A 13,350-nucleotide genomic window follows, 5' to 3' on the forward strand; every position below is an offset into this window, starting at 1 on the left:
GGGCGGGGGGTTTCGGGGATGTTCATCCCGGGCCAGGGCTCTTCGCAACCGTATCATGCCAGCCACTCCTTGCTGCAAAAAATAAGGTGCCATAAGGCACCTTTTCTGGATGGTTTTTTTACGCCCTTTTATCGCGGGCAACCGCGAGCCGCTTCACAGTTTACGAATTCGTCGCGGCTCATCGGTTAATCTTGTGCCGAATCAGGCGAAGCAGGCCCAGATGGGGGCGTGGTCGGAGGGTTTCTCGATGTCGCGCAGCTCGTAGTCGATACCGGTCTCGGTCACCTTGTCCTTGAGAGCATCGGAGGCCATGATGAGGTCGATGCGCAGGCCACGGTTCTCGTCAAAGCCCTTGGAGCGGTAGTCAAACCAGGAGAAACGCTCGCACTCGGTGGGGTTGGCCGCGCGGAAGGTGTCGGTCAGGCCAAACCCTTTCAGGCGCTCCATCCATTCGCGCTCGATGGGCAGGAAGGAGCATTTGCCATCCCGCAGCCAGCGCTTGCGGTTCGCCTCGCCGATGCCGATGTCGAGATCGGTGGGGGAGATATTCATATCCCCGATCAGCACCAGCTGGTCGTCCGGGGTGTGGTTGGTCTCGAGGTAGTGCTGCAGATCCTCGTAGAACTTCTGCTTGGCCGGGAACTTGGTCTCATGATCCTGACTTTCACCCTGCGGGAAGTAGCCATTCATCACCTTGATGAGGGAGCCGTCTTCGCGCTCGAAGGTGGCCATGATCATCCGGCGCTGGGCTTCTTCATCATCGGTGGGGAAGCCTTTCTCCACCTTGACCGGCTTCTGCTTGCTCATGATGGCGACCCCGTAGTGGGCCTTCTGGCCGTGAAACTCCACGTGATAGCCCATGGCCTCCAAATCGGCCAGCGGGAATGCTTCATCGTGCACCTTGATCTCCTGCAGGCCGATCACATCGGGCTGGTGCTTGTCGATGATGGCTTGCAGTTGGTGCAGACGGGCGCGCAGGCCGTTGATATTGAAAGAGATGATCTTCATGTCCGGGATGCTCATGTCATTTTTATAAGTGGCTATTGGACTAGGAATCGGCGGTGGATGCAAGTTTGGCCGCGGGCCTGCGTCAGTGGCAGGCCCCGCGGGGTGGGCAGAGGTGTCAGCGGGTCATCTTTTTGACGAATACCACCACAAACAGCGCCAGCGTAAAGCTGCCGGTGAAGGCTTCGAAGGCGGCAAAGATCCTGGAGAGCCCGACCGGAGTGAAGTCACCGTACCCCAATGTGGTGAAGGTGACCACGCTGTAGTAGAGGCATTCGAGCAGGAAGATGGCATTTTGCTCGAGCGGGGCAGCGGGCTGGTAGATGAGGTGCTCGCCCTGAAAATGCAGTCCGCAGAAGAAGTAAAAAATGCTGCAGATAAAGATGAGCAGCAACGAGAAGAGCACCACCCGCATCGGGGCCTCGCCATAGCCGCAGAAGAGATCGACCACCCAGGAGGTGAAGCGCTGGGTCGACCAGAACGGCAGTTGCAGGCGGCGCATGGTGAGCTCCTGCTGGATATAGTTGCCGGACATGGTGAAGATCCCCTGCGCCTCGGAGGCTTTGCGCAGATCCCGGTAGGTCTCTTCCGCCTCCTTGAACCAGATGCGCGCCTGTTTGGGATCCCGTTCGCGGCGCCCCTTGCGATCCTGCATCACCCGTTTGCCGGTCTGCATGTTGTCGAGCCGGGTGTTGTGCCAGCGGATGCCGAGCAGGTTGACGTCATCGAGGGTGGCGCACTGGAGGTTGGCATCACTGAGATCGGCTTTCATCAGGCTGCCGCCCTTCATGCGCAGGCCGTAGAGGTGACCACCGCGCAGGTTGGCGCGATAGAGGTTGCACTGCTCCAGCAAAAATCCCTGATCGGACTCCTTGTTGACCAGATTGAGACCCGCCAGATTGGCCCGTGACAGCTGCAGGCCGTGGCAGAGTCCGCCTGCGCGAACGTACTGTTCAAGCGCCTCGGCGCTGCGGGCTTCCTGATGGGTATGGTGGGGATCATGCCAGTGGCAGAGATCGTGCTCGCCAGCCTCTTCACTGCAGTGGCGGCCATCGGCCACCAGATAACGACACATCGCCATCTTCGTTTCCCTCGTATTGCCGAACTGGTTTCAGCATAGGCGGGGAAAGGGGGGCGCGGCGGCGTCTTAGCTGAACTGGTTGAACTCCTGACGCAGCTTGCGAAAACGCTCCTGCTGGGCCGGGTTGAGGGGGATGCCGTCGAGCACGTCCAGGGTCTCTTTGCACTCGGCACCAAATTCCGGGCTCTTGCGGTTTTTCTGCATCAGTTGCAGCAGCACCTGGATCTTGTTGAGAGCCGCACCGGTATTGGCGGGGGCGCGGCGCAGGGCCTCGCGAAAATGGCCGAGGGCCTGCTCCAGCTCGCCGCTCTGATAGGCCTTGATCCCCAGATCGTTGAGCTGCTGGTAGCGCTGACGCCGCTCCAGCACCGTCTTGTCATCCCGGGTTGCCTGAATGCAGGTGGTGAGCAGCCGATCTTCGTCCTCTGCCAGCAGCCCTTGCAGGCTTTCGGCATATTCAAACTCGCCGAGCTGATAGAGGGCGAGGATGGTCTCGCCAAGCAGGGCGGGGGGCATGGTGGCCGGTTCATCGAGCCAGTTCTGATTGGCGCGATAGAGCATCTTCTTACCCTTGAGCAACTCACCCAGCGCAATCTGCACCCGGGCCTGACAGATCTGCTCGAACACCGGGTAGTTGAACTCCGACATCATCAGCGAATCGCGGATGCGCGACAGGGCAGAATTGACCTGCTTTTGCAGGTTGGCGATGTGGTAGCTGTCGTTGCTGTTGAGGGCGTAGAGGGTCAGGGTCTGGATATAGGCCCCCAGATAATGGGGCGTGCGATGGATGGAGTTGCGTGACAGGTCGATCAGCGACATCAGCACATCCTTGGCCTGGGCGTAGTCGTGGCGCTGCAGGCACACCTCCGCCAGCCGGCGGGAGAGTTGCACCGACTGAGGGGAGATATCCACCGCCCGTCTGAGCTCCTGCTGCGCCTGCTCGTCATTGCCAAGGGCCAGCAGGGATTCCGCCAGCCAGAGGTGAGCCTCCACCATCAGCGGGGTATTTTTGAGGGTCGCCTGCAGATGGCTGACCGCCTCTTCGTGGAGCCCCAGGGTGTTGCACGCCTTGCCCAGTGTCAGGCGGGCCCAGCTGTTCTCCTGCCCGGCCAGCAGTTGGCGCATCAGGGAGCGCGCCTCCTGCGTCTGACCCAGCTTGAGGTGGGTATCGGCCTGCAGGCAGCGGCAGTAGTTGGCAAAACGGGGCACCGCATCGGCCCGCTCGGCACAGGCGGTAATGAGGGCTGCCAGATTGTCATCGGCCAGCGCGGTAAAGACGCTGGCCAGGGCGTTGCGACGGGCGAGGGCACGCTTCAAGCGAAACGAGAACTGCTCCTGGGAGAAGGGCTTCATCAGGTATTCGTCGGGTTCGGCTTCCAGCGCGCTCAGTACCATGGCGCGAGAGCTGTCGCCACTCACCATGATCACCACGCTCTGGGGCGGGATCAGGTCTTTGTCGCGCAGGCTTTCGAGCAGTTGGCGACCATTCTCGCCAACCCCGAGATCGTAATCGATGAGATAGATGTCGAAACTGCCCTTCTGGCAGCGGCGCCGCGCATCCTCGGCGGTATTGGAGTAGGTGATGTTGCTGATACCCAGATTGAGCAGCATCGCCTTCATCATCACCTGAAACGAGCGCTGCTCATTGACCATCAGAATACGTTGTGGCTTGGCTGGGCTCTTTTTTTCTGGCTCTTGTTCAGGTGTCTGCATCTGTCTGGGTCGAGGCGCTGCGGGCTGATGGGAGAAAGTGTGCCACCAAAGCGCCCGAAGAGGCAATTGGCCAAGTTGTCGATTGCGAACCATCTCCGTTTGTCCGCCTTTTGTCCGCGATGAGTGAAAGAAAAAGGCCCTGTTGCCAGGGCCTGGAACTCACCGTTTTTTCTCTGCCAGATAGGGAGCAAATTGCGGCGTGTACTCGGCCTTGAACCCCTGTTCGGTCTTGATGATGAGATAGACCGCCAGCTGGTGCTGTTTGGCAAATGCCATCCCCGCTTCAGGCCCCATCACCATCAGCGCGGTATCGAGAGCATCGGCCTCCAGCGCGGTCGGGGTGATGACGCTGGCGGAGACCAGCTTGTGGGTGACCGGCTGGCCGGTGGCGGGGTCGATGATATGGGAGTAACGCTGTCCATCCAGCTCGTAGTAGTTGCGATAGCTGCCCGCGGTGCTGAGCGCCATGCCGTTGGGGATGACGATATCGGAAAACGCCCCCGGCTGATCGGAGGGTTCGACGATGGCCACTTTCCATGGCGAGCCCTTGCTGTTGTTGCCCTTGCTGCGCACGGCACCGGCCACTTCGATCAGGTAGTTGTGTACCCCCTTGCCTTCGAGCAGGGCGGCAATCTCGTCAGAGGCAGCCCCCTCGCCGAGGGTGGATAGGTCGAGATAGAGATCCGGGATCGTTTTTTCGAGCAGGAAGTGATCCCCCTGAGGGGTCAGGGTCAGCTTGTCGATCCCCACCTTGTGGCGGGCGGCGGCGATGGCTGCCTCATCGGGCCGCTTGACCGGCCGTTTGTCCGGGCCAAAGCCCCACAGATTGACCAGAGGCCCCACGGTCACATCCAGCTTGCCGTCGGTCAGCTTACCGGCATCCATCCCCTGCTGGACTATGATGGCCATGGCGGGCGGGATGGCAAACGGGGTGTTGGCGGGCCCCTGATTGAAACGGGAGATGAGCGAGCCCGGATCGTAGGTGGAGATCTCCTTGTTCATCCGGGCCAGCAGGCTCTCTACGTCGCTTTTGAGGGCGGGCTCTCCACCGGGGTAGCTATCGCTCAGGGTCACCACATAGTAGGTGCCCATGGTCTTGCCCTGAATACGGGTCTGGGCAGGCGGGGTGGGCTGGCAGCCGGCCAGCGCCAGCAGCAGGGTCAGCAGCAGGCCGCGCAGGGCCGCCACGGGGGTTATCGCAATCATCCGGCGCTCTCATCTGGAGAAGGTTCATATCGGGGCGCTAGCTTAGCCAAGGGGCGCCCGCCGGGCGAGCCCTGATAGGGGCAATCGGAGGGAAAAGGGCAGAAAAAATTAAACAGTTTTGAACCTGTGGCTGGAGCGGGTCGTATCGTCCATCCGTGAGGGAGCTAGTGGCGAGTAGAGCACCGTCTGGTGACCTGGCCCGCAGCTTTGGCCAAAAGCCATAGCCGATTGAAGACAATTGAGTAAAATGAAGGTCGATTTAGACGGCATCTTTGCGAAGCGTTAACCGCATCCGCCAAGTCGTTGCCATCCATTGCCAATCAAAGGAGAAGATGATGAAAAAGGCGATTACCCTGCTGTTTCTGAGTACCCTGGCTGCCCCCGTGCTGGCGGATGAGTGTGCACTGGTCATCGAAGGCAATGATGCCATGCAGTACAACCTCAAAGAGATGAGCGTGCCGGCCACCTGCAAGGAGGTGACGGTCACCCTGAACCACACCGGCAAGCTGCCTGTGACCGCCATGGGTCACAACTGGGTGCTGGCCAGCACCGCCGACTATCAGACAGTGGCGACTGCCGGGATGAGCGCCGGGGCCGAGAACGGCTATCTGCCCAAGGACGATGCCCGTGTACTGGCTCACACCAAGCTGATCGGCGGCGGCGAGAGCAGCAGCGTGACCTTCAAGACCGACGGTCTGGCGGGCAAGGATCTCACCTTCTTCTGCTCCTTCCCCGGCCACTTCGCCATGATGAAGGGCTCCTTCAAGGTCAACTAAGGTGCTGACCGGCACGAGCCGGTTGCCTCAATAGAAAAAGCCGGGATTTCCCGGCTTTTTCATCTCTGCTGTTTGTGTGTGGCGTGGCATGACTGCACACCGCCGACTTTTGCGCTATTTGGCCTGCAGGGTAAAGAAGGCGATGGCGGTCTTCTTCTGGCATTCGAAGTGAATGCTCTCTTCACCGGTCACCACCAGCGTCTCGTTGATGGCCACCTCTTTGCCCTGCACGGCCAGCTGGCCGCTCAGCAGGTGACAGAGGTAGGTCTTCTCTGGCTCGAGGGTAAGGGTCAGCGGGAAGGGGAGGTTCAGTACCCGCACGTTGGCGCTGATGCGATCCGGATGGTAGATAAGCCCCAGATCGGTCACCTCTTTTTTCAGCAACTCGCAGTGGGTCTCCTCATCGCCGCTAAAGTGCGCTGCCTCGAAGGTGGCGTAGGGGTGACCGTTGAGCACAAAGCCTGCCCCGCTCACCGGCAGCAAAATGCGCTGATAGCCGGGAAAGGGGGAGAAGGGGCCCGCGCTCTTGATGGGGGCCGAGCTCAGTCGATAGTCAAAGTCGAGTTTGGCAAGGCTGCTCCCCTTGGGGGAGATGAGGATCTGGCTGGTAGTGCCCTGCTGGTTTTTCCAGGGCATCTTCTGGTGGTCAGACTCTTTAATCAGGGTGATCACGGGCACTTCCTCACGATAAAAAAACGCAGGGAGCCGGGGACATCTGCCCCGGCTCCCTGATAGAGAGTGGCGATGGTAAAGGCGATCAGCCCTGACCATCCAGCGCAGCCAGCCGCGCTTCCATGGCGGCGAGACGGCTCTTGAGCTCGTTTACCTCCTGCTCCAGCTCGCTCAGACGGTCGGCAGCAGGGGAGGCATAGGCCGCGGCGGGGGCGGCATCCATCATCGCCTGAATATCCACTTCGCCGCTAAACAGGTGGGCATAGCGGGATTCGCGCTTGCCCGGCTCGCGCGGCAGCTTGACCACGTAGGGGCCACGCTCGATGAGCTGGGTCAGTACCGCATCCACCTCGGTGACATCATCGAAGCTGCAGAGGCGGTTGGTGCGCGAGCGCAGCTCCCCCGGGGTTTGCGGGCCGCGCAGCAGCAGTTCGCAGACGATGCCAAGCTCCTGGGCACTGAATTTCAGCTCGCCAAATTCGGTGTTGCAGAATCTGTGCTGATAGCGGGGCACCCGGGCATTGAAGCCGGCGGTGTTGACCACCAGCCGCTTGCGGATCAGCTCGTCTACCACGGCGCGGATATCGAGCTCGGAGAGCTCCAGCACCGGCTCGCGGTTGCTCTTCTGGTTGCAGGCGTTGACCAGTGCATTAAGGGAGAGGGGATATTGATCCGGGGTGCAGATCTCTTTTTCAATCAGACAGCCGATGACGCGGGCTTCCAGCGGGCCAAGTACTAACTCCATTTCCTACTCCCTTCCAAATCGAGACATCAAGAGCCCCTATCTTAGTCATGGTCCGCGCCGCGTCTAGCGTTGCGCGCCATTTTTGCGAGCTGATCAGGGGGTTGGCGAAAGGCTCGCCAACGCCACAGACCTCTGCTTTTTATCGCTGCCCCTGATAGAAGCGCGCCTTATTGGCATACATGGCGTCGTCCGCCACCCGGCTCAGCTCCGCCAGGGGGGTCTGGTCGCTGCTGCTCCAGCCGATGGCAAAACGCAGCGGGAAGCTGTGCTCCCCATGCTGCACGATGGCGTGCTGCTGGCTTGCCTCAAGTCTACCTGCCAGCAGCTGGCTGGCGAGGTGATCCGCCTCCGCCAGCAGTACGAACTCGTCGCCGCCGATGCGGAAAATCTTCTCATTCTGACGGCACAGCGTGCGTAGCTGGTGAGCCATCTGGATCAGCAGGGCGTCGCCCGCCTCGTGCCCATACTGGTCGTTGGTGCGCTTGAGGCCGTTGAGGTCGAGCATGAAGAGGGCGAGGTGACGCTCCGGATGGCGCGCCAGCACCGCTTGATAGTGGTGGAAGGTCTCTTCGAACGCCTGTCGGTTGGGCAGTCCGGTGAGGTTGTCGGTGCGGGCGACCCGTGCCAGCTCGTCGGTGAAGAGGCGCCCCTCGATGCCCACCGCCAACTGCTTGGCAAACAGCCGCAAGATGGCCCTGTCTTCGGACTCCAACCCTTCTGCGCTCACCATCAGATAGCCAAACAGCACGCCGCTTTGGCTGCCGGGCAGGGTCATGATCTTCCAGAGTGCGTTATCCCACTGGCATTCGGAGTGTTTGACCTCCTCATCCATCAGTTGAGCCAGTTTCTCCTGCAGGGCATCCCGCAAGGGGGCATCGACCCCCTGGGTCAGGGAGTAGTGGGGCTGGCCATCGCGGCGGATCACCAGTCCCCAGCGGTGGCCAGGATAGAGCTGCGAGAGCTGCAGCAGGGCGGAGCTGGCCAGCTCGGCAATATCGATATCCAGCTGCTGGTGCAGACCGAACTGCAACCAGGATTGCAGGATATGGCGGCTGCGCTCCTCCCGGCTCAGGGCCGAGCGCAGGGCGGTCGTTTGCGAGGCAACCTCTTGCTCCAGTTCGTCGTTGAAGCCGAGCAGCCGCTGGTTGAAGGCCTCTTTCTCGCTATTGGCCTGCTGCAGCTGTTCATTTTGCTGATAGAGCGCCCGCACCTGATCCGAGATGGTGCTGGCCATCTCTTGCAGCAGCTGGCGCACCTCGTCGTACTCCACAAAGCGCAGCGGCGCCTGCCGTTGCTGGTAATTGCCCTTGCCATAGCTGCGCACCAGCGCGGCCAGCGAGCGCAGCGGTCGGGTGAGCCAGCGGGTGAGCCAGACGCAGCCGATGGCCACCAGCAGCAACATGACGGCGATGCTGACGGTCAGCAACTGCTGGGATTTGTTGAGCTCGCTGACCCTGTCATTGCTGTAGCTGTAGAGGGTGATGGTGGGGGTGATCTCCTGCTCCAGCTGGGGCCAGCCAATAGCCAGGGGCTGCGCCATCTTGCTTGGCTCCCTGTCATCCATGGCGTTGGCGCTCTGGTGAGCCCCTTCGTAGAGACGGTTCTCGCCCTGGGAGATCACCAGATATTCGCTTCCCTTGAGATAGGGTTCCAGCAACTGGGCCATCTGCCGCCAGGGGAGAATGGTCATCACGAAGCCGGAAGGGGTCTGCATCACCCCTGCTCGCTGGTGGTTGCGATAGATGGGGGCCACCAGCGCCAGCCCGCCACTGCGGTTTTGCTCCATGTCGTCGACCAGTACGGGATCATTGACGGGGAGCAGCAGATGCTTGCCCTGTTTTGCCTCGCGGGTCTTGCCCCAGGCCATCAGCTGCGGCATCAGGTTGCTCGACTCGAGGTGGGAGGCCTGACCATTGATGTACTCCACCACCAACCCCTTGTCATCGATAAGGTAGGCCGAGGTGAGCAGGCTGTTGGATTTGACAAAGGAGGCCAGCGCCAGCCGGGCATGGCTGGAGAAGAGAAAGTTGTCGAGGGCCTGATGGAGCACCCGATCCTGGCTGAGCTGATTGAGCTGGGTGCCGATCAGCTCGCTGCGAAAGCGGGCCTCGCGGGTCATGCTGGTGAGGGCCCGCTCCAGCTGTGACTGCTCGCTCTGGGCGATGATCTGGTGCTGGCGGATCAGCAGCACAGTGCTGGCCAGCAGTGCCGGCAGCAAGGCGACGGTGAACAGGATGATGATGAGGGTCGGGCCGAGCCGAAAGGTGCGATGTTTCATGGTGTTTTGACCTGCCGGTACTGCTGATCGGCCAGCTGCTGCATATAGCGGGCGGTGTCGGCAGCACTGATCCCCTCTTTAAAGCGCTCGAACCCTTTCTCCATCGCTTGCCAGGCGATGGACATGGCGCTGTCGGAGGGCATGGGGGTACTGAGGGTGAACTGTTCCAGCAGCACTTTTTCCTGAGGCGTGGGACGGTGACTAATGGCGCTAAAAGCCTGCTGATTGACCGGCAGCAGCGCCCCCTGATGATAGATGGACTGCTGAATATCCTGACGCTGGATAAAGGCCATCAATGCCTTGATGACGGGTTTCCTATCCTCATCATCCATCGCCCAGCGGGAGGCTCCCATCACGTAGGCGCCGCTCATGGAGTGCATGGGATGGCTTTGCCAGCGGGGCAGCAGTGCAACGCCCAGCTTATCCCCCATGTTCTTCACCAGATCGTTGAAGGCCCAGTCCCCATTGATGAGGTAGGCGCTCTTGCCCTCATTGAAGCGGGCGAGGGCGGTGTCATAGTCGCACTCGGGATCGACCCACTGTTCGCTGGCGATGGTGCGGTAGGCCTCCAGCGCCTGCACCATGGCCGGGCTGTCGAGGGTGATGCGCCCTTCGGTCACCGGCGAGCCGCCAAAGGTGTGTAAAAAGGCGGCGAAGTAGTACATGTCGTGATAGGGCCAGCTGACGGGGTAGACCCCCTTGGCCTTGAGGGCCGGGGTGATAGCAGTCAGTTGCTGCCATTGGGTCACCGGAGTCGAGACCAGCGCCTTGTTGTAAAACAGCATCAGATGGTTGCCCTGCATCATGGGCATGCCCCAGCGTTGCCGATCCAAGGTGACATAACGCAAGGCGCTGGCCATCAGTGCGGGGGAAAACCACTCGGTCGGGAGCGGGGCGAGGGTCATCTGGCGATAGAGGCCGATAAAATCGGAGGGGATCAGCATCAGGTCGGGCAGCCCCCTTGCCTGAGCCGCCAGCAGGAGATCCGCCTTGATCTTGCCCGGCTCAATCTGGGTGACCCGTACTCTGTGGTTCCCCTCCTGATTGAAGCGGGCGATCACGTCGTCGATCACGTAACCGGCTTGCTGGGAGTGCCACAGCTCCAGTTCAGGCTCCTGAGCCTGCAGGGGGTGGCTCAATGCGAACAGGCAAAGCAGCAATAGATGATAAAAAGATCGTTTTCTGCTCATGTTATCATCACCGTTATCCCCTGAATTCCAAGGAAAAAATGTAACAAACTACCGGCAAGATCGGTAGGCTCGGGTGTCAACTAATTGACTGAAACAACAAAAAGCCCGGCGCGTGGGCCGGGCTGGGGGATAAATTGCTTATCCGCATATTCTTCGAGGCATCTATTGTGGATGTTGTTTGAGGATGTCGTATATCTCCTCTTTCAGTTTGAGTTTCTGTTTTTTCAGATCTCTCACCTCGGCGCTATAGTCGCTGGCGTGATGCTTTTCCAACTTTCTAATCTCCGCATCCAGGTCGTTGTGCAAGTCAAACTTCTTCTGGAAATGGACATCACTGCTCTTCAGTTTCGAGATAAGTTCTCTGTACTCTGGGAACATGTAATGGAGCCTCCTTGGTTTCGTTTGATTGTGCCTGTAAGACCAAAGCTACCCCTTAGTGCCGGGGATAAATGTGATCCTGATCGGATTTGGGGGCAATGATTTGGAGTATTCGGCGGGATATTTATAACTTGTTGAATCAAAACAAGATAAGTGATTTATCAATCTGAATGGTGAGCCAAACTGTGCGACAAGTCACAACAGGGGCAGTGTTGGCGTGAGGGCGCAGGATCAAAAAAGGGGCCGAGTGGCCCCTTTTTATGGATGCAGGCAACGTTACTCTTTCTCTTCGTCCGCCTGCTCTTTTTTCTTTTTCTTCTCGGGCAGCGGCTTGCCGTCGCGATGGATCACCTTGCCCGCTTCAAAGCCAATCTGGGCCGCCAGCTCCTCCAGATCCGCCGACTTGGCCTGATCACCGATGGCGTAGCGATAGTTGGCGATGGAGAGCTTTTCAGCCACCGGCGTGCCCGGGACGATAGGCTCGCGCCAGCCCTGGCCGATGTGGGCCACCAGGGTGCCGTTCATCAACAGCTCGCCGACGATCTCCTGGGTCGGATTGCCCTTGCCGTAGGTGAGACCCTGCGGGTGCTTTTTGCCGACTAGCGGCTCGTTGCTGGCGGGGATCAGCTTGGTGCGGATCAGCCACTTGGGCTTCTTGGTGTTGCCCACCGCCTTGCCGGTCTGGTACTCGTTGATCTTGATGGTCTTGATCATCTGGGCCATGAAGTCCTTGGTCAGCGCCTTCTGGGCGTCGCTGGTTTCATCGATGGCGATGGGGGCCACATACCAGGTCTGGGTGGCTTGAGCCTTGGGAGCGGCAGGGGCAGTTTGCGCCATGGCCAGGGGGCTGAGCAGGATGGCAGCCAGCAAGAGTCCTATCTTCTTCATTGTGATTCCGCTTTTGTTTCAACAAGAATTTTGTTTTGCCAGCGACGACTGCGCCAGCGCCAGAACATGGCCAGACCGCGCACCCACTCGTCGCAGGCCAGCGCCAGCCAGATACCGACCAGTCCATAACCCTGCATGATACCGAGGAAATAGGAGAGTGGCACGGCAATTCCCCACATGGAGAGCAACGCCATGTAGAGGGGGAAACGGGCATCCCCGGTGGCCCGCAGGGCGTTGATCACCACCAGATTGAAGGTGCGGCCGGGCTCGAGGATAAGGCTGATAAGAAACAGTTGCGCCACCTGAGTGATGATGTCGGCATCATCGGTAAAGAGGCTGATGATGGTGCGGCCATTGAGGGCCGCCGCCACGGCGATGACGCATGTGACCGCCAACCCGAGCTTGAGGCTTTTGAGTAGCTGCTGATAGGCGCGATCGAACTGTCTTGCTCCCGCCAGATGGCCGATGATGATCTCGTTGCCAAGGCCGATGGAGAGGCCAAACAGCAGGATAAACAGGCAGATCTGGAAGAAGTAGGACTGGGTTGCCAGCGCCTTGTCACCCAGCAGTCCGACAAAGGCTGTCACCACCATAAACTGCAGCATCCAGGAGAGGTTCTCTCCTGCCGCAGGCAGGCCGATATGGAGCACCTTGCCCAGCATCTCCCGACTGGGGTGGACGATATCGCGCACCACCAGCCGAATGCCGGTCTTGCGGGCGACAAGCCACACCAGCAGCACCACGCCGATCAGTCGCCCGGCAACTGTGCTGATGGCGACACCGGCGACGCCAAGTTGGGGCAGGCCGAACCAGCCGTAGAGCAGCAGCAGGTTGCCGACGAAGGTGATGAGGTTGACGATGAGGGTCACATACATCGCCTGACGGGTGTGGCCGTGAGCGCGCAGGGTGGCAGCCAGACAGAGGGCCGCGGCCTCCGGTAACAGGCAGAGACCGATGATCTGCAAGTAAAGCGTCCCGTCGCTCATCAGATTGGCAGGCAGGTTCATCAGCGCCAGCATGGTGCTGGCCCCCGCCATCACGCCGATGGCGGCCACCAAACCGATCAGCAGGTTGAAGCCGATGGCGGTGTGGATCACCACCCGACTTTTCTCCCGATCGCCGGCCCCCAGATACTGGGTGATCACCACGCTGGTACCGATGCTGACGAAGCTGAACAATGTGATGGCGAGATCGAACACCTGATTGCCGACCGCCAGTGCCGCGACCCCCTGATAGGAGACATGACCCACCATGAAGGTATTGAGGGCACCCGTCAGAAAGTGCAGGGCGAGATCGATAAAGAGCGGCCAGGTCAGCGCAAAGAGGGTACCCGGGCCTGCGTGGGATTGAGATTGCATGGCATGTCCAACAGCTGGGAGGGCACGGGGGAGTGCCCTCTGGGGGCGCATTTAACACCA

The 13,350-nt window shown here is 60.1% G+C and carries 12 protein-coding genes; 1 reads left to right on the top strand and 11 read right to left on the bottom strand.

The features are described from left to right. Nucleotides 1–201 precede the first annotated feature (201 nt). The 4 genes from xthA to ACTG20_RS09280 form a co-directional block, all read right to left on the bottom strand. Nucleotides 202–1,008, bottom strand: a complete 807-nt coding sequence (gene xthA, locus ACTG20_RS09265) for an exodeoxyribonuclease III (RefSeq protein ID WP_194495779.1) — start codon at nucleotides 1,006–1,008, stop codon at nucleotides 202–204. 115 nt (nucleotides 1,009–1,123) lie between these two features. Beyond that, nucleotides 1,124–2,086, bottom strand: coding sequence for an ion channel (locus tag ACTG20_RS09270; RefSeq protein WP_164536449.1), 963 nt, complete (start codon nucleotides 2,084–2,086; stop codon nucleotides 1,124–1,126). 66 nt (nucleotides 2,087–2,152) lie between these two features. After that, entirely contained in the window at nucleotides 2,153–3,799 is a 1,647-nt protein-coding gene (locus tag ACTG20_RS09275) for a tetratricopeptide repeat-containing response regulator (RefSeq protein ID WP_194495778.1), read from the bottom strand. Nucleotides 3,800–3,958: 159 nt separating this feature from the next. Beyond that, nucleotides 3,959–5,005, bottom strand: a complete 1,047-nt coding sequence (locus ACTG20_RS09280) for an FAD:protein FMN transferase (RefSeq protein WP_194495777.1) — start codon at nucleotides 5,003–5,005, stop codon at nucleotides 3,959–3,961. Nucleotides 5,006–5,340: 335 nt separating this feature from the next. Here ACTG20_RS09280 and azu point away from each other — a divergent pair, with 335 nt between their 5' ends. Continuing rightward, a complete protein-coding gene (azu, locus tag ACTG20_RS09285) occupies nucleotides 5,341–5,781 on the top strand; it encodes an azurin (protein ID WP_076494211.1) in 441 nt (146 codons plus the stop codon). Nucleotides 5,782–5,895: 114 nt separating this feature from the next. Here azu and ACTG20_RS09290 read toward each other — a convergent pair whose 3' ends face one another. The 7 genes from ACTG20_RS09290 to ACTG20_RS09320 form a co-directional block, all read right to left on the bottom strand. Further along, nucleotides 5,896–6,453 (bottom strand): HutD family protein, encoded by a 558-nt coding sequence (locus ACTG20_RS09290; protein ID WP_042057881.1) that lies wholly within the window; start codon nucleotides 6,451–6,453, stop codon nucleotides 5,896–5,898. An 85-nt stretch (nucleotides 6,454–6,538) separates the two neighbouring features. Further along, the gene (locus ACTG20_RS09295; protein WP_064336484.1) at nucleotides 6,539–7,198 is read right to left on the bottom strand and encodes a YceH family protein; all 660 of its coding nucleotides are present in this window, start codon (nucleotides 7,196–7,198) and stop codon (nucleotides 6,539–6,541) included. Between the two features lie 139 nt (nucleotides 7,199–7,337). Continuing rightward, a complete protein-coding gene (locus tag ACTG20_RS09300) occupies nucleotides 7,338–9,476 on the bottom strand; it encodes a diguanylate cyclase domain-containing protein (protein WP_194495776.1) in 2,139 nt (712 codons plus the stop codon). Beyond that, nucleotides 9,473–10,666 (bottom strand): sugar ABC transporter substrate-binding protein, encoded by a 1,194-nt coding sequence (locus tag ACTG20_RS09305; protein ID WP_194495775.1) that lies wholly within the window; start codon nucleotides 10,664–10,666, stop codon nucleotides 9,473–9,475. The genes ACTG20_RS09300 and ACTG20_RS09305 overlap by 4 nt, the downstream gene beginning before the upstream one ends. Before the next feature lie 162 nt (nucleotides 10,667–10,828). Beyond that, nucleotides 10,829–11,044, bottom strand: coding sequence for a YdcH family protein (locus tag ACTG20_RS09310; protein ID WP_005337763.1), 216 nt, complete (start codon nucleotides 11,042–11,044; stop codon nucleotides 10,829–10,831). Between the two features lie 276 nt (nucleotides 11,045–11,320). Then, entirely contained in the window at nucleotides 11,321–11,932 is a 612-nt protein-coding gene (locus ACTG20_RS09315) for a hypothetical protein (RefSeq protein WP_005361671.1), read from the bottom strand. Beyond that, nucleotides 11,929–13,290: an MATE family efflux transporter gene (locus ACTG20_RS09320; protein ID WP_013723595.1), complete on the bottom strand. Its 1,362-nt coding sequence runs from the start codon at nucleotides 13,288–13,290 to the stop codon at nucleotides 11,929–11,931. Before ACTG20_RS09320 ends, ACTG20_RS09315 begins: the two co-directional genes overlap by 4 nt. Nucleotides 13,291–13,350: the final 60 nt, after the last annotated feature.

It is taken from the genome of Aeromonas sp. 84A, assembly GCF_051919345.1.
Lineage (GTDB): Bacteria > Pseudomonadota > Gammaproteobacteria > Enterobacterales > Aeromonadaceae > Aeromonas > Aeromonas veronii.